Source organism: Streptomyces sp. NPDC058457, from assembly GCF_042720695.1.
Lineage (GTDB): Bacteria > Actinomycetota > Actinomycetes > Streptomycetales > Streptomycetaceae > Streptomyces.
The window spans coordinates 37,927-54,502 of record NZ_JBHXLU010000009.1; the positions used below are offsets into that span (position 1 = coordinate 37,927).

Consider the following 16,576-nt stretch of genomic DNA (forward strand, 5'->3'; position numbering starts at 1 on the left):
GCTAGGAAGCCATTCCGAGGAACTCCCGAACCCGAATCCAACAAAAGGTTAACAACACGTCTCCGGATGGCGAATCAGCTCGAGATAAGCCTTCAAATTCAGCTGGTTCACAGCTTCGCCACGCGTCGTTCACCTCGAATCAAGGAAACGGCCAAGACGGATGACGGGCGCCCGCCTAACGTCCTCCACGTGGTCAAGCTCTCCGTCATCGTGCCGTTCTACAACGTGCAGCAATACGCGCCCGACACCCTGAGGAGCCTGCGCGCGAACGCGCGTGAGGACTTCGAATTCATTCTCGTCGACGACTGCTCGACCGACGGGACACCAGAGATTCTCGCGCGAGCAGAGCGCGAGCTCCCTGGCGCGGTCCATGTCAGACACGAGCAGAACGGGGGGCTGGCCACCGCGCGCAACACCGGCATCGACAACGCACGCGGCGAGTACGTGACCTTCCTGGACGGCGACGACTGGCTGGCACCGGGCTACTACCCGCAGCTCGTCGCCGCGATCGAGTCGCTGAACTGCGACTTCGTCCGTACCGACCATGTGCAGTGCACCGCGCGCGCCCGGGTCGTGACCCGGGTGCCGGTCGGCCGCCGGAACGTCGTGATGAACCCGCGGGACGCCATCCTGCCCGCCGACCGGTCCACCTCCGTCGACTACGCCTACGCCTGGGCGGGCGTCTACCACCGCCGGCTGGTGGACAAGGGGCTCGTGCATTTCACGGACGGGCTGCGCACGGCCGAGGACCGGCCGTGGATCTGGAAGCTGCACCGGGAGGCCGAGTCCTTCGCCGCGGTGAACCTGCTCGGCGTCTTCTACCGGCGTGGCGTAGCCTCTTCACTCACACAGATCGGCGACGTCCGTCAGCTCGATTTCATTCGCGCGTTCGACCAGGTGATCGAGGAAACGGCACAGGACGCCGACGCGAAGGAACTCCTGCCGAAGGCCGTCCGTACGTATTGCGCCATCATTTCCCATCACCTGGGATCCATCGAAAGGTTCGAGCCCGCGGTGGCGAAGAAGCTGAAATCCATGAGTGCGGCCGCACTGCGGCGGATGCCGCAGGACGTGCTGGACGAGGCCCTGGACTCCATGGACCTCCAGCGCGCCACCAAGCTGCGCCGGCTGCGCCGCCGTCCCGCCCCCGCGGGAGCCGCCGCGTGACCACCCAGATCTTCCAGGCGTCCACCCTCTACGGCACCGCCACCCTGGCCGCCGCCCTGGACTCCGGCGCCTTCCGCCCGGCCGACCGGCGCATCCTGCTGGTCTGCAACAACGCGGCGACCCCCGAGACCACCCCGGGCCTGGACGAGGCGCCCGGCTTCGAGCGGCTGCGCGACCGCTTCGACGACGTGATCTCGTACAACGAGACGATCTTCCCGTTCCACCCGGGCGGCTGGGCCCCCCGGCTCGAAGACCACCCGCTGTGGGAACGCTTCCTGCGCCACGAGTGGCAACTGGGCGACGACGACGTCGAGTTCGCCGTCGAGTCGATCCAGGTCAACCCCTCGCTCAGCCTCACCCAGATCTTCACCGGCGCCCCGGTCACGGTCTATGCCGACGGCCTGATGAGCTACGGCCCGACCCGCAACAAGATCGACCCGCTGGTCGGCACCCGCGTCGACCGGGTCCTCCACCTCGACCTGGTGCCGGGCCTGCAGCCGATGCTGCTCACCGAGTTCGGCGTCCCCGGCGAGGTCGTGCCGACCCCCGCGTTCACCAAGGTGCTCGCCGAACTCGCCCCCAGCGGCGACGAGTTGCCCGAGATCGAGGAACCGGCCCTGCTGCTCGGCCAGTACCTCTCCGCGCTCGGCATCCTCTCCCCCGAACAGGAGGAGAACCTGCACGTCCGGATGCTCAAGGGCGCCGTCGAGCTCGGCCACACCAAGGTCGTGTTCAAGCCGCACCCCTCCGCCCCGGCCCGGTTCGTCCGCACCCTGGAGCAGGAGGCCGAGAAGCTCAAGGTCGACCTCACGGTCCTGGACACCACGGTCCTCGCCGAGGTGCTCTACCAGCGGATGCGTCCCGCCCTGGTCGTCGGCTGCTTCTCCACCGCGCTGCTCACGGCGTCCGCGCTGTACGGCCTGCCGACCGCCTGCATCGGCACCGACACCCTTCTCGACAAGCTCACCCCGTACGAGAACAGCAACCGCGTCCCGGTCACCGTCGTCGACGCGCTGATCCCCGAGCTCACCGACCGCAAGGCGGTCGAGGCGCAGCGCCCGCGGATGAGCGTCGAGGCCCTCGGCGAGCTGATCCGTGCGGTGGGCTTCGCCATGCAGCCGAAGATCCATCCACAGCTGCGCGCGGAGACCGAGCGCTATCTGACGAAGCATCTGAACGACACGACCACCCGGTACTTCAAGCGCAAGCGCCTGACCTCGCTCGGGCTGCCCGGCGGGGTGCCGGCGCAGCTGTCGTTCCCGTTGCGCAACGCGACCGTGCGGCGGATGGCGCGTAAGGCACGGAACCTGCGGCGGGTCGTGCGGAAGTAAGCTCCGCGTCATTTCGTCTGCGGCGCCGTCGTGGCTGGTCGCGCAGTTCCCCGCGCCCCTTACGGGGCGCTGCCCATGGGGCGGGTCCTGATCGGACCCGCCCCTTCGGTGTCACCTGCCCAGGATCTTCTTGATCGTGGCGCGGTTCTCCTCGGTGACCTTCCACAGCTGTTCCTGCCGGTCGTGCACGTCGGCGACGGTACGGCTGTGGTTGTCGAGGATGCCGATCGCGCGCTCGGTGAGGATCTCGCCGAGGTCCCGCTCGTGCACCGAGACGCCCCACTCGGGCCGCTCGATGTCGTTCAGGAAGTACGCCATCTTCGGGTGCGAGATGAGGGAGATGATGGGCGTGCCGACCCCGAACGGGATCATGCCGGCGTGCCCGCGCATGCCGATGACCAGGCGGGTCTTGGCGTACGTCTCGCGGATCTCGTCGTTGGAGAAGTCGTACATCGGGATCACCGGCAGCGAGATGCCGTGCTCGCGGCGCAGGTCGAAGGCGATCTTCTCGTCGTCCAGGGAGTGCGCGACGCACTTGACCTCGGTGTGCTCGCCGATCTTGCGGACGGCCTTGGCCATCTCGGCGAGGAAGTGCGCGTAGTCGTGGCCGAAGCGCAGCCCCGCCCGGTCGTAGGCCGCGTTGAGCATGACCGTGTCCTCGCGGTACGCCGGGTCGGTCCAGCCGGTCACCAGCTGGCGCATGACCGTGGTGGGGCAGGGCTGGAAGACGACCTTGTCCTGGAGCTCCGGCGGGAGCATGCCGCGGACCTTGGCGATGGAGCCGTGGTTGCGCAGACCGAAGAAGGAGGACTTCTCGACCAGCAGCCGCAGGCTCTCGTTGAACCGGTTGGCCCGGTAGGACTGGCCGTCGAAGGCGTTGAAGCCGACCGCGTAGACCATGATCGGGACGTCGATGGCGCGCAGGTGCTCGTCCGGGACGTTCCACTGCCAGGCGCTGTTGCCGTTGGGCATGGTGTCCGGGATGAACAGACCGCCGCCGCCGATGACCAGGCCCCGGCGGGCGTTGACGCGCTCCACGGCGGCCTTGTCGAAGTAGCGGTGGGCGTGCACCGAGTGCCAGCGCCGGGAGGTGGTGTCCGGGCCGAAGCCGAGCCGGACGGTCTCCGGGAGCAGCTTGTCGCCCGCGTTGCCCTGCCGGTCCATGTAGAACGCGACGTGCGCCAGCTGGTCCTCGGCGCTGCCCTGCTCCTGGGAGGGGACGGCGGCCGCGCGCTGGGCCCACAGGCGGCTGGAGCGGTGCGTGGGGTCCACGGTGAGGCCGGCGGTGGCGTACTTGAGGGCCTCGGTGTTGTCGCCGTGCACCCAGGCCATCTGGGCCAGCCGCGCGAAGGCGGTCGCGGCCCGGTTGGGGGCGGCGCTGGCGAGCAGCAGCTGGGTCTTGGCCTCGTCGTAGCGGGAGACGCTCATCAGGGCGTGGCCGAGCACCTCGTGCGGCCAGGCCTCGTCCAGCGGGATGTGCACGCTGCTCATGACGTCGACGGCGTCCTGGTAGTCGCCGGACGCGATGTGCGCGGCGGCCACCTTGCGGGCGATCTCGACGTCACCGGTGCGCTTGACGTGCGGGGTGCCGAAGTGGACCACCAGGTCGTGGTGGAGGCCGCCGGGGGCGGCGAAGTAGGCCGCGTGGAACTCGGCGTCGGTCAGCTCGAACTCGCGCCAGCGGTCCTCGGCCTGCGCGTAGCCGGTCTCGCCGCCCTGCCAGGGCTTGTGCCGCCCGGTGAAGTGCAGGATCTTCGTCTCCTCGGGGACCGGGAGGTCGCCGGAGAGCCGCCGCTTGACGAAGTTGTACTTGGCGTCGAGGCGGACGAAGTCGCCGTCCAGGACGGCGTTCAGGATGCCCTGGTCGTGCTTGTCCAGCTCGTAGTCGCCGCTGCGGCCGGTCTTGTCGATCTTCGCGCAGAACTCGTCGGACAGGTACTCCTTCTGGATCACCAGAAGGCCGGAGTTCAGCTTGTGCTGCCCGTAGAAGAACTGGGGCACGGCCGCGAGGCCCTCGCGCAGCTCCAGGAGCTCGCCGAGACCGCCGAGGACGACCATGTCGGTGTCCAGGGTGATGACCGTGTCGTAGTCGCGCAGCCGGAAGATGTCGAGGATGAAGTACGCCTTGCGGACCAGGTAGTTGTCCTGGTCGCCCTTGACGTACGAGTCGTAGTGCGTGTCGTTGACCCGCTGCAGCACGATCCGTGGGTGCAGGGCGCGGATCTTGGCGATGGAGGCCGGGCGCAGGTCGTCGTAGAGCACGACGAAGTCCTCGCAGACGCCCGGGTTGGACAGGGCGAGGCTGCGCAGCAGGACCAGGAAGCCGGGCAGGTAGTTCTCGTCCACGTAGGACGCGAAGGCTATCCGGCGCTTCTTGGTGAGGGCGCTCGCGTCGGTGTTCGGCACCGCCGGGGTGAAGGTGGTCGTCATCGCAGGGAGATCCTCATGTCGGTCACGCTCTGGGCCCGCTGCATGACCCAGTCCTTCTCGCTGGTGTATTCGTGCACGGAGGTGATGGCCAGCTTCATGGCCTCCTGCACGCGGTAGGCGCCGCTCTCGTAGAAGTCGAAGCCGATCAGGTCCAGGGTCGGGCTGACGTCCAGGAAGTCCAGCAGCCACAGCATGTTGAAGCCGGACGTCGGGATGCCCGACCAGGTGTCGGTGCTGATCTGCCCGATGTTGCGCATCGGCCAGCGCAGCGACTCGTCGCCGAGGTACTTCTGCGCGCCGGGCACCAGCTTGTTGCGCAGCGAGTGCTTCCAGTCGCCCGAGACGCCGCCGAAGATCAGCCGGGTGGTCACCGGCTTCTCCCAGTTGAAGGCGTGCTTGTGGATGCTGACGTGGATGTCGGTGCGCGCGCCGGTGTGCTTCGGGTCGATCTTGTACGAGTTGAAGCGGACGACCAGGTCGTAGTCGTCGATCTGCTTGCCGATGCCGCCGGCGCCGACCCGGCCCGAGTTGGCGATCAGGCAGACGGACTTGCCGGCGATCTGGTTGCGGAACTCGCCGAGGCTGATCCACTGCACGCCGTCGACGGTCGGGTTGGCGACCGGGCCGCGCATCCGGATGCGGCGCTGCTCGGCGTAGAGCGCGACGGCCTCGGCGAGACCGGCGTCGTTGCCCTCGGCGAGGCGCAGGTCCAGGTACTGGCTGAGCAGTTCCTGGCGGTCGTTCACCGGTGCCTCGTCCTCGGCGAGGGCGAGCAGCGCGCCGACCAGGCGGGGCTCGGCGGCCTGCCAGTCGCCGGCGGCCTGCAGGGCGAGGCCCTCGGCCCAGGTGGCGGTGGAGGGCGTGCGGACGTGCTCCGCGGCGGCGGGGACCTGGCGCTTCAGGAGGCCGAGCAGTTCGCCCTCGCGCTCGGCGGCGCGGCGCATGCCGCTGACCCGGTTGGCGACGCCGAAGCCGTCGTCGGTGGTGAGTTCGAGGTAGCGCTCGTAGGCCTCGACGGCCTCGCGCTCCTCGCCGAGGCCCTCCAGGATGCGGGCACGCAGCCGCCAGCCGGCGCGGGAGTTCTTGCGCTGGGCGAGGACGGTGTCGCTGATCACCAGGGCGAGGTTCAGCTCGTCGTTGTAACCGCACTCCAGGGCCTTGTTGGCGACCGCGAGCAGAGCGTCCAGCAGGTCGTTGTTGATCCCGCCGGAGGGGCTGGCCGCGCCCTTGACGGCGCGCTTGAGAAGCGCCGTCGCACCGCCGGCCGAGGCAGGCGCCGGCGTGGTGGTGCCTTCCGTGGCAACGACCACCAGCAGCTTGCGCAGCTGCTCCGCCAGCTCCGCGCGACGGCGGTCGAGGCTGCCGACCACTTTGCCGCTGTGCACGGCGCAGGCGTGCAGGCAGTCGTCCAGCTCCCCTCCGCGCGCAGGTGCCCGCCTGTTCTGGACCCTCGTCATAGCTCTCCTGATTTTGCCAAGCAAAGCTTGTGTAATGGCTGTGTGTGGTGAGGCGACCCGCACCGGGGGGATGGATGGAGAAACTAGGAAGCCAAAACGACTATATGGTTAACGAACACCGACGTGTAAGAGAATGGTTAGCAGGTTCACCGCACACTTTCTATGATTCCCCCAGGTGACGGTATTGGACTTCCCACCTGCCGGGGACTTCACGAACAGATCGGATGATTAACCGTCCGGACCCGGGTAGGCATCCCGGACCATGTCACTCGCGACCCCCACACTGGCGCCCCCGCCTGCGCAGATCCCGGTCGTCCCGGCCCCACCCGGACACCCCCGCACCCGCCTTCTCGCCCTCGACGGACTACGGCTCGCCGCCGCCCTGATGGTCTGCCTCTACCACTACGCGGGACGCGGCGGAGTCGTCGCCGCGTCCTGGCACCAGAACCCCGAGCAGGTCTTCCCGACCCTGTCCCGGCCGGCCGCCTACGGCTGCCTCGGCGTCGAGTTCTTCTTCGTCATCAGCGGCTTCGTCATCTGCATGAGCAGCTGGGGCCGCCCCCTCGGCGACTTCTTCCGCTCCCGCGTCGCCCGCCTCTACCCCGCCTACTGGGCCGCCCTGGCGCTGGTCACCGGCGCGTCCCTGATCCTGCCGGCCGTCATCCACGCCGTGCGCCCCGACGAGTTCCTGGTCAACCTGACGATGCTGCAGCAGCCGATGGGCGCGCCCCGCGTCCTCGGCGTCTGCTGGACACTCTGGGTGGAGGTCCGCTTCTACGCCCTGTTCGCGCTGACGGTCGTCCTGCCGGGCGTCACCTACCGCAGGGTGGTGCTGTTCTGCTCGGTGTGGACCCTGGCCGCCGTCCTGTCCACCGCGGCCGGCGACGGGTCATGGGCCGAGCTGGTCGTGATGCCCCGGTACGCTCCGTACTTCGTCGGCGGCCTGGCCCTCTACCTCGTCCACCGCTTCGGCGGCCGGCTGCTGCCCTGGGGCATCGTGGCGCTCTCCTGGATCCTCGGGCTGCGCACCGCCACCGAGGCGCTGTGGCACCCGGGCGCCCCGCGGAACCCGTACGTCGCGATGCTCGTCGTCACCCTGGCGTTCGCCGCGGTCGCGGCGGTGGCGGCGGGCTGGACGCGCCGGGCTGCCTGGCCCTGGCTGACCACGGCCGGGGCGCTGACCTACCCCTTCTACCTGGTCCACGAACACATCGGATGGTTCGTGATCCGGGTGCTGCACCGGGGGTGGGGAATTCCGCCATGGCCGACGCTATTGCTCACGGTGTGCGGGATGCTCGGACTGGCCTGGCTGATCCACCGGTTCGTGGAGACACCGTTCGGGCCAAGACTGAAAAGGGCCCTGAAGACGTCGTGATTCGTTTCTGATTCACCTCTCGTTCACTTTGGGAAGTTGGCCCGTCGTTCACCTCTCCGTTGGTTTCGGAGGTGTACGGCGGGCAGGCACCGTAGAGCCCTGCCGCGCACAGGCGTTCCGCAGGTTTCTCACAGGCTTCCGTACCGCGTATCGAGGGAGTGCTCCTTCCGTATGGCCACCACCCAGGAAACGATCCGACCGCCGCACCGTCTCGACGACGTCCCCGGCTGGTTCCCCGTGCTCGACCAAGTGCTCTTCGACTGGTTCCTGAGCCGCCAGGAAGCCTCCGGAACGCGGGGCGACCTGCTCGAGGTCGGGGTCTACATGGGGAAGAGCGCCATCTTCACCGGCCGGCATCTGCGGCCCGGCGAGTCGTTCACGGTCTGCGACCTCTTCGAGGGCGACGCGCCCGACGACGCGAACCGCGCGGAGTCGACGAAGTCCTACGGCAGGCTGACCCGGCAGATCTTCGAGGAGAACTACCTCGCCTTCCACGACGCTCTGCCCCGGGTGCTCCAGGGGCCCAGCTCGGTCGTACCGGGCGAAGTGGCGCCGCGCTCCTGCCGGTTCGTGCATGTCGACGCGTCGCATCTGTACGAGCATGTGAACGGCGACATAAGGGCGGCCCGCGAGCTGCTGCTCCCCGACGGGATCGTGGTCCTCGACGACTTCCGCTCCGAGCACACGCCCGGCGTCTCCATCGCCACGTGGGAGGCGGTTCTCAACGGGGAGCTGCGGCCGATATGCATCAGCACCCAGAAGCTGTACGGGACGTGGGGGGACCCCGGGCCGGTGCAGGAGGAGCTGATCGAGACGGTGCGGGGGCGGACCGACTGCCACCTGAGCATGCAGGAGGCGGCGGGGCACCGGATCATACGGCTGAAGTCGAAGGGGATGCGGGCACCGGAGTTCCCGCCGTCCCGCTACTCGGTTGCGCCGGAGGCGCCGGAGCCGACTCCAGCGCCTGCGGCGCCGATGGTGTCGCCGTCGGTTCCTCAGAGGCGGAGCCGGGTGCGGAGGGTTGCGGTGGATCTGCTGCCGCCCGTGCTGACGCGGGTACTTCGGAGGGCGATGCGGTAACGCGTGGCGGGGGGGCCGAGGGGGGCCGTCGGGCGGGTGCGGGTGCGTTGTGGCTGGTCGCGCAGTTCCCCGCGCCCCTTACGGGGCGCTGTGGTTGCTCGCGCCCGCGCGGCGGAGCCGCGTATTCGATACAGCCCCCCCGCTCCTTAGGAGTGCGCCGGTCTCAAGCGATCTTGTAGCGGGCGCTGATTCCGTCGATGACCAGTTCCAGGCCCTCCTCGAACTGGCGGTCGTAGTCGGTGAAGAGTTCCCGGCCCGCCGCTGCCGACAGGGGGAAGTCGGCCAGGAGGCGGGCGCGTTCGTCCACGTCGTAGCCCGCCCGGCGTTGGCCCGGGAGGGGTTCGACGCCCTGTTGCTCGGTCACGAAGCCGACGGTGTAGGCGTTCGTCGTCATGCCCGCCTGGGCCGCCTGGGCGAGGGTGAAGCCGGCCTCCGTCATGATGCGCAGGTAGGTCTCCTGCTCCGGGGCGTGCTCGATGCCCGTGAAGCGTGAGCCGCTGTAGACCCTGGCGCCGTCGCGGTAGCCGAGCAGGGCCGTGCGCAGCCTCCGGCCCGCCGTGCGCAGCCCGTCCTGCCAGGTGCCGGCGGGGTCGAGCTGCGTGTCCGCGACCATGCGGCGGTACATCTCCGTCGCCATCTCGTCGAGCAGCGCCTGCTTGTCCTTGAAGTGCCAGTAGAGGGCCGGGGCCTTGACGTCCAGCTCCCTGGCGATGGCCCGGAGGGTCAGGCCCTCCAGGCCGGCCTCGTTGAGCAGGCGCAGGGCCGTGTCGGCGACCCGGCGGCGGTCGAGGGGGGCGCGTCGTTCCGTACTCACGCTTGACAGCTTAACAGCGTTAAGGGCAGCCTTGTCGGCAACGGCACTTAACAGCGTTAAGGAGAAATGTGATGGATGCGGTGGATGTACTGGTCGTGGGCGCCGGGCCCGCCGGGCTCGCCCTCGGTATCGAGCTCGCCCGGCGCGGGGTGGACGCGCTGGTCGTGGAGGCGGGCGAGAGGCTGTCCCCGGGCTCGCGCGGCAAGGGGATCCAGCCCCGCACCCAGGAGGTCTACGACGACCTCGGCGTGCTCGACGCGATGCGCGCGGCCGGCGGCCCCTACCCGCCCCGGCTGCTCTGGAAGAACGGCGAGCCGCTGGAGACGGAGCCGATGTTCGACGCGGTCGCGGCGGACGAAGGGGCGCCGTACACCGAACCGCTGATGGTCGCGCAGTGGCGCACCCAGGAAGTGCTGTACGCGCGGCTGCGGGAGCTGGGCGGCCGGGTCGGGTTCGGGCGCGGGCTGACGGGTCTGGAGCAGGACGCGGCGGGGGTGACGGCCCAGTTCGCCGACGGTACGACGGCTCGCGCGCGGTACGCGGTGGCGGCGGACGGCGGCCGTTCGACCGTACGGCGTGCGGTGGGCGTCGGGATGACCGGCGAGTCGGTCGACCCGAGCCCCTTCCTGGTGGCCGACCTGCGGGTGCGGGGCCTCGACCGCGACCACTGGCACACCTTCGCCGGGGACGACGGCTGCGGTGTGGCGCTGTGCCCGCTGGCCGGGACCGACGACTTCCAGCTGGGCGCCCGGCTGCCCGAGGGCACGCGGATCGACCTGTCCCTGGAGGGGCTGCGCCGGCTGGTGACGACGTACAGCCACCTCGACGCGGCGGACATCACCGAGGTGCGCTGGGCCTCCGACTTCCGCCCCCGTGCCGCACTGGCCGACCGGTTCCGGGTGGGCCGGGTCTTCCTGGCCGGAGACGCGGCCCATGTCCACTCCCCGGCCGGCGGCCAGGGCCTGAACACCAGCGTCCAGGACGCCTACAACCTGGGCTGGAAGCTGGCGGCGGTCCTCGCAGGACGGGCCCCCGAAGTCCTCCTCGACACCTACGAGGAGGAGCGCCGCCCGAACGCCGCCGCCATGCTGGGCCTCTCGACGAGCGTCCACCACGGCGAGGTACGGCGGGGCGAGGCGACGGTCCAGCTGGCGCTCGGCTACCGGGAGTCCTCACTGACGGAGGAGACCCGGGTGCACCCGGGTCCGGTGCGGGCCGGCGACCGCGCACCGGACGGCCGGAACGCGGACGGGGTGCGGATGTTCGACGCGTTCCGGGGACCGCACTGGACCCTGCTGACCCCGGAACCGGTGGCCGGCGTCCGCAGCCTGCGGGCCCCGGAGTCGTACGGCCCGGGCGTGTTCCTGGTCCGCCCGGACGGCTATGTGGGATGGGCGGGCGAGACGGCCGAGGAGCTGCGGCCGTACGCGGCGCGCACCGGGGCCTTCGACGCCTGAGCGCTCCGCTGGGAGCGCCGCGTCGGGTCGTCAGTCGACTGCGGCGCCGTCGTGGCTGGTCGCGCAGTTCCCCGCGCCCCTTACGGGGCGCTGGAGACCGCGTAGGCAGAACCGGATCGCCGGGAGCAGAGCCCAGCACAGGGACGCCCAGTGCGTGACCAGCGCGACCGGTATGGAGATGAGGAAGGCCAGCATCATCGCGGTCAGCCAGCCCAGCATGTTCGACACGGTCTCCGACGGGTCGGAGGTGCTGAGTACGCCCGACCTGCGCAGGTCCGCGAAGGCCAGCCGGAAGAACAGGCAGGCCAGGACCTGGTCGGCCGCGTACACGATGAACTGGACCTGGTACGCGTCGGCCTCACTGGTCAGCAGCTTCGTCGTGAACGGCATGAGGACGATCGCGAGCAGCCACAGCAGGTTCCAGCGGATGGCACCGCCCGAGAGTCCGGTCGCGTACCGGAACAGGCGCTGATGGATCATCCAGTGGACGGCGATGGCCCAGAAGCTGACCAGGAACGCGATGTACTCCGTCAGGTGCTCGCGCAGGAAGTGCAGGACACCGCTGTTGCCGTGCACGTCCCCGGTGGGGACCGGCAGCTCCAGGGCGAGCAGGGTGATGGCGATGGCCACCACCGCGTCCGAGAAGTAGATCAGCCGCTCCGGACTCACCGGCCGGCCGCCGTGGGTCTCCCCGGCCTGCTGCGCCTCCCCTGCCTGCTCGGTCTTCGCGGTTTCCTGTTGCGGCCCGGCGGTGTGCTGCGCGCGGGTGTCGGGCATCTTCTGCTGCTTTCTCGTAGAGCTGTGGACGGTCACGAGCTGTGGACGGTCACGCCATGGCCTGCGCGGCGCGGGCCCTGGCCCGTGCCGCGTACCGGCCGCCGACGGCGAAGGGGAGGACGAACGCCAGGATCTGGGCGGTGACGAGCGGCGCCGTCGCGGAGTGGTCGTAGTCGACGACGGCGGCGCAGGCGAGCGCGCCGAGGGTGAACCCGGCCGCCCAGATGGCGGTCAGCACCATGTTGACGCCGAGGAACCGGGGGGAGTCCCAGAACTCCCGGGGCACCTCGGACCGGGCGAAGGCCAGGGTGAACGGGCGGCGGACGGCGAGGGAGGCCAGGGCGGTGGCCGCCAGGGTGGCGTTCGCCAGGGCACAGATCCAGTGCTGGAGGCCGTTGCCGGGATCGGTCAGCGCGATACCGGCCATGACCACGAAGAACCCGCAGGTGGCAGCGGTCAGCAGGTCGACCGCGCGCGTGCGGAGCTGCCGGGCTGAAAGAACCAGCGCGGCCAGGGCGGCGGCGCTCGTGCCCAGTCGCCAGTCGACCGGGCTCAGGGCTGCGTAGCACAGCCAGGGCGCGAAACCGCGGACGTAATTCACCGGGTGTCTCCTCAGGGACAGACCGAGAGTCCAATGTTGGACGGTCCAAGGATGGCCGGTCGATCTTGCTCTGTCCAGCCGTGACGGGTGAATTCCGGAAAGGTAGGGTGAGGCCATGAGCTTGCCCCACGCACTCCTCGGTCTCCTGGCCGAGCAGCCCGCCAGTGGATACGACCTGCTCAAGCGGTTCGAGTCGGGCCTGTCCGCCGTGTGGCCCGCCCAGAAGAGCCAGGTCTACGGCGAGTTGGCGAAGCTCAGCGAGAAGGGGCTGATCGAGGTCACCGGGACCGGCGCGCGCCAGCGCCGCGAGTACGGCATCACCGACGCCGGGCGCGCGGAACTGCGCGGCTGGCTCACCGAACCGGGCACCGACCTCGCCTTCCGCAGCGCCGCCCTGCTCCGGGTCTTCTTCCTGTGGACGCTCAGCCGCGAGGAAGGCGTCGACTACCTGGAGAACTTCGCCCGCATCAACCGCGAACGCCTCGCCGCGCTGGAAGCCGTGCGGGACAACGCCGAATGGGTCGGCGACCCGGTGCAGATCTGCGGTTGGCTGATCCTCGAATACGGCCTGCGCGGCTCCACGACCTCGGCGGAATGGGCCGACTGGGCAGCCGAACGGCTCGCCGAACACCTGTGACCCAGCCGGCCGGGGTCGCCGTCAGGCCACCGTCCCGGCCGTCCTGCCGTCCGGCGACTCAGGCGCCGGCCAGCGTCAGCTTCACCGCGAAGCCGAGGAACAGCACGCCCGCCGCCGAAGTGGCCGTCGCCGACATCCGCCTGCGGCGGCGGAACGCGTCGGCCAGCCGGGTGCCGCTGAATATCAGGGCGCTGAGGTAGAGGAAGCTGGCCAGCTGGGCGAAGGCGCCCAGGACGACGAAGGACACGGCCGGATAGGCGTACCCCGGGTCGACGAACTGCACGAAGAAGGCGATGAAGAACAGGATCGCCTTCGGGTTGAAGAGGCTGATCACCAGGGCGCGGCGGTACGGGCGCTCCTGCGCCGGCGCGGCGGCCGGTGCCTCCTGCCCCGCCGTCTGCTCCTTCCGCGACCGCCACATCGACCAGGCCGCCCGCAGCATCCCTATCGCCAGCCAGGTGAGATAGCCGGCGCCCGCGTACTTCACGATCCCGAACAGCACGGCGTTGGCCTTGAGCAGCGAGGCGACCCCGGCCGCGGACAGCGTCATCAGCACGGTGTCCCCGCACCACACGCCCGCGGCGGCGGTGTAACCGGTCCGAACGCCCTGCCGGGCGGCGACGGACAGCACGTACAGGGAGTTGGGGCCGGGCAGCAGGACGATCAGGACGAGTCCTGCCAGATAGGTGGGGAGGTCGATGACGCCGAACATGCGAAGAAGTCTCGCACGGACGTCTGACAATGCCCCGCCGCGGTCAGAAGGCGTCCGTCGGGACGTACCCGCCCCACACCTCCCGCAGCGCGTTGCACACCTCGCCCACCGTCGCCCGCGCCCGCAGCGCCTCCTTCATCGGGTGGAGGATGTTGTCGTCGCCCTCGGCGGCCTTCTTCAGGGCGGCGAGGGCCGAGCGGACCGCCGGTCCGTCCCGGTCGGCGCGCAGCCGCGCGAGGCGCTCCGTCTGCCGGGCCTCGATGGCCGGGTCGACACGGAGCGGCTCGTACGGTTCCTCCTCGTCGAGCCGGAAGCGGTTGACGCCGACCACCACCCGGTCGCCGGCGTCCGTCTCCTGGGCGATGCGGTAGGCGTTGCGTTCGATCTCGCCCTTCTGGAAGCCGTGCTCGATCGCCGCCACCGCGCCGCCCAGGTCCTCGACCTTCCGCATCAGCCCGACGGCCGCCTCCTCCAGGTCGTCCGTCATCCGCTCCACGGCGTACGAACCCGCGAACGGGTCCACGGTCGCCGTCACGTCGGTCTCGTACGCCAGTACCTGCTGGGTGCGCAGCGCCAGCCGCGCGCTCTTGTCCGTCGGCAGCGCGATCGCCTCGTCGAAGGAGTTGGTGTGCAGGGACTGGGTGCCGCCGAGGACCGCGGCCAGGGCCTGCACGGCCACCCGGACCAGGTTCACCTCCGGCTGCTGGGCCGTCAGCTGGACCCCCGCGGTCTGGGTGTGGAAGCGGAGCATCAGCGACCTGGGGTCCCGCGCGCCGAACTCCTCGCGCATCACCCGTGCCCAGATCCGGCGCGCCGCACGGAACTTGGCGACCTCCTCCAGGAGCGTCGTACGGGCCACGAAGAAGAAGGACAGCCGGGGTGCGAAGCCGTCGACGTCCATGCCGGCCGCGACCGCCGTGCGCACGTACTCGACACCGTCGGAGAGCGTGAAGGCGATCTCCTGCGCGGGGGACGCCCCGGCCTCGGCCATGTGGTAGCCGGAGATGGAGATGGTGTTCCACTTCGGCATCTCCGCCCGGCAGTATCTGAAGATGTCCGCGGTCAGCCGCAGGGAGGGCTTCGGCGGGAAGATGTACGTTCCGCGCGCGATGTACTCCTTCAGGACGTCGTTCTGGACCGTGCCGGTCAGCCGGTCCGCGCCGACGCCCTGCTCCTCCGCCACCAGCTGGTACAGCAGCAACAGCACGGCCGCCGGGGCGTTGATCGTCATCGACGTGGAGACCCGGTCCAGCGGGATCCCGCCGAACAGCACCCGCATGTCGTCGATCGAGTCGATCGCCACGCCCACCTTGCCGACCTCGCCGTGCGCGAGGGGCGCGTCGGAGTCGTGGCCCATCTGGGTGGGCAGGTCGAAGGCGACGGAGAGGCCGGTGGTGCCGTGCGCGATGAGCTGCCGGTAGCGGGCGTTGGACTCCGCGGCCGTACCGAAGCCGGCGTACTGGCGCATGGTCCAGGGGCGGCCGGTGTACATCGTCGGGTAGACGCCCCGGGTGAACGGGTACGACCCCGGGTCGCCGAGCTTCCCGGCCGGGTCCCAGCCCGCCAGGTCCCCCGGGCCGTAGACCGGCTCGACGGGCAGTCCGGACTCCGACTCACGGACCATGATGGACGACCTCCGCAGTACGCCGGTACTTCTGTACGCCGATATCCAGGTACGTCTGTCAGTTCCCACCATGCCCCCTAGTTCGGCGGCGGTCACGCGGGGAAGCATCCTCGGCATGAAGGTCTCGGGGTACTCAGGGATCCTGGGGCGGCCCGGCATGGCGCTCGCCTCGGCCGCCGTACTGACCGTGCTGTGCGGGTGCACCGTGCAGCCGCCGGGCGGCGACGACGCCAAAGGCCGCTCGCCCGTCCACGTCGACCTCCCGGACAGCACGACGCCCGGCGGGACGGCCGGCACGACGACCGCCGGCACCCCCGCCCCGGCCCCGTCCGCCGTCGAGACCGTCCCGCCGCACATCGTCTTCACCCGCGGCGACACCGGCACCGGCGTCCGTGAACTCCAGGCCCGGCTGCGCCAGGTCGCCTGGCTGTTCGACGGGCCGACGGGGACCTACGACGACCTCACGGCCCAGGCCGTCAAGGGCTTCCAGGGCAAGCGCGGGCTGCCGCGGACGGGTGAGACCGACGCCGTGACCTGGCGGCGGCTGGTGCGGATGACACACGAGCCGGGCAAGTGGGAGCTGTACCTGATGGGCGGTCAGCCGGCCGCCGCGCCCGATCCGCGGTGCCTGACCGGACGGGTGCTGTGCATCAGCAAGACCAGCCGGACGCTGCGCTGGATGATCGACGGGCGCACCGTGTCGACGATGTCGGTGCGGTTCGGGGCGCAGTACACCCCCACCCGGGAGGGTGTGTTCCACGTCTACTGGAAGTCCCGCCACCACGTGTCGACGCTCTACCACTCCTCGATGCCGTACGCGATGTTCTTCAGCGGCGGCCAGGCGGTGCACTACTCCTACGACTTCGCGGCCCGGGGCTACGCGGGCGGCTCGCACGGATGCGTCAACGTGCGGGACGAGGCGGCGATCGCGGATCTGTTCGCGCAGGTGCGCAGTGGCGACAAGGTCGTCGTCTACTGGTGAGCGGGAGACGCGCGAAGGACGTGCGGGGCGCGGGCGGGACCGAGAATGCTGAATCATGGCAAGACCACCAGGGCACGGACCCGGGCGGCGATGGCCGCCGCGCTAACTCCCGAAGCGGGCACAGGGCAGCCT

At 70.1% G+C, this 16,576-nt stretch carries 14 protein-coding genes; 7 read left to right on the plus strand and 7 right to left on the minus strand.

Features of this window, described 5'->3' with window-relative positions:
• Window positions 1-189: 189 nt before the first annotated feature.
• Together ACFWPS_RS10200 and ACFWPS_RS10205 are read left to right on the plus strand one after the other, a co-directional pair.
• Window positions 190-1,167: a glycosyltransferase family 2 protein gene (locus ACFWPS_RS10200; RefSeq protein ID WP_383703337.1), complete on the plus strand. Its 978-nt coding sequence runs from the start codon at window positions 190-192 to the stop codon at window positions 1,165-1,167.
• A complete protein-coding gene (locus ACFWPS_RS10205) occupies window positions 1,164-2,498 on the plus strand; it encodes an alpha-2,8-polysialyltransferase family protein (RefSeq protein WP_383703068.1) in 1,335 nt (444 codons plus the stop codon). The genes ACFWPS_RS10200 and ACFWPS_RS10205 overlap by 4 nt, the downstream gene beginning before the upstream one ends.
• 111 nt (window positions 2,499-2,609) lie before the next feature.
• Here ACFWPS_RS10205 and ACFWPS_RS10210 read toward each other — a convergent pair whose 3' ends face one another.
• Both ACFWPS_RS10210 and ACFWPS_RS10215 read right to left on the minus strand, forming a co-directional pair.
• Entirely contained in the window at window positions 2,610-4,928 is a 2,319-nt protein-coding gene (locus ACFWPS_RS10210) for a glycosyltransferase (RefSeq protein WP_383703070.1), read from the minus strand.
• On the minus strand, window positions 4,925-6,385 hold the full coding sequence (locus ACFWPS_RS10215; RefSeq protein WP_383703072.1) for a hypothetical protein: 1,461 nt from the start codon (window positions 6,383-6,385) through the stop codon (window positions 4,925-4,927). The genes ACFWPS_RS10210 and ACFWPS_RS10215 overlap by 4 nt, the downstream gene beginning before the upstream one ends.
• Window positions 6,386-6,647: 262 nt before the next feature.
• Between ACFWPS_RS10215 and ACFWPS_RS10220 the strand changes: the two genes are divergently transcribed.
• The gene (locus tag ACFWPS_RS10220; RefSeq protein WP_383703074.1) at window positions 6,648-7,760 is read left to right on the plus strand and encodes an acyltransferase family protein; all 1,113 of its coding nucleotides are present in this window, start codon (window positions 6,648-6,650) and stop codon (window positions 7,758-7,760) included.
• A 171-nt stretch (window positions 7,761-7,931) separates the two neighbouring features.
• On the plus strand, window positions 7,932-8,840 hold the full coding sequence (locus ACFWPS_RS10225) for a class I SAM-dependent methyltransferase (RefSeq protein ID WP_383703076.1): 909 nt from the start codon (window positions 7,932-7,934) through the stop codon (window positions 8,838-8,840).
• 163 nt (window positions 8,841-9,003) lie between these two features.
• Here ACFWPS_RS10225 and ACFWPS_RS10230 read toward each other — a convergent pair whose 3' ends face one another.
• Window positions 9,004-9,654, minus strand: coding sequence for a TetR/AcrR family transcriptional regulator C-terminal domain-containing protein (locus ACFWPS_RS10230; RefSeq protein ID WP_383703078.1), 651 nt, complete (start codon window positions 9,652-9,654; stop codon window positions 9,004-9,006).
• Between the two features lie 71 nt (window positions 9,655-9,725).
• On the opposite strand from ACFWPS_RS10230, the gene ACFWPS_RS10235 reads away from it, so the two are divergent.
• Complete coding sequence (locus tag ACFWPS_RS10235) at window positions 9,726-11,111, plus strand: FAD-dependent monooxygenase (protein WP_383703080.1); 1,386 nt, start codon at window positions 9,726-9,728, stop codon at window positions 11,109-11,111.
• 30 nt (window positions 11,112-11,141) lie between these two features.
• Here the strand turns inward: ACFWPS_RS10235 and ACFWPS_RS10240 are convergent, their stop codons facing one another.
• Both ACFWPS_RS10240 and ACFWPS_RS10245 read right to left on the minus strand, forming a co-directional pair.
• Entirely contained in the window at window positions 11,142-11,888 is a 747-nt protein-coding gene (locus ACFWPS_RS10240; protein WP_383703082.1) for a TMEM175 family protein, read from the minus strand.
• A 49-nt stretch (window positions 11,889-11,937) separates the two neighbouring features.
• A complete protein-coding gene (locus ACFWPS_RS10245) occupies window positions 11,938-12,489 on the minus strand; it encodes a hypothetical protein (RefSeq protein ID WP_383703084.1) in 552 nt (183 codons plus the stop codon).
• Between the two features lie 115 nt (window positions 12,490-12,604).
• On the opposite strand from ACFWPS_RS10245, the gene ACFWPS_RS10250 reads away from it, so the two are divergent.
• On the plus strand, window positions 12,605-13,126 hold the full coding sequence (locus ACFWPS_RS10250) for a PadR family transcriptional regulator (RefSeq protein ID WP_383703086.1): 522 nt from the start codon (window positions 12,605-12,607) through the stop codon (window positions 13,124-13,126).
• A gap of 58 nt (window positions 13,127-13,184) precedes the next feature.
• On the opposite strand, the gene leuE is transcribed toward ACFWPS_RS10250, so the two are convergent.
• Together leuE and ACFWPS_RS10260 are read right to left on the minus strand one after the other, a co-directional pair.
• Window positions 13,185-13,838 (minus strand): leucine efflux protein LeuE, encoded by a 654-nt coding sequence (leuE, locus tag ACFWPS_RS10255; RefSeq protein ID WP_383703088.1) that lies wholly within the window; start codon window positions 13,836-13,838, stop codon window positions 13,185-13,187.
• Window positions 13,839-13,881: 43 nt separating this feature from the next.
• Window positions 13,882-15,462 (minus strand): methylmalonyl-CoA mutase, encoded by a 1,581-nt coding sequence (locus ACFWPS_RS10260; protein WP_383703090.1) that lies wholly within the window; start codon window positions 15,460-15,462, stop codon window positions 13,882-13,884.
• A gap of 115 nt (window positions 15,463-15,577) precedes the next feature.
• Here ACFWPS_RS10260 and ACFWPS_RS10265 point away from each other — a divergent pair, with 115 nt between their 5' ends.
• Entirely contained in the window at window positions 15,578-16,444 is an 867-nt protein-coding gene (locus ACFWPS_RS10265) for a L,D-transpeptidase family protein (protein WP_383703092.1), read from the plus strand.
• The last annotated feature ends 132 nt before the right edge of the window (window positions 16,445-16,576 follow it).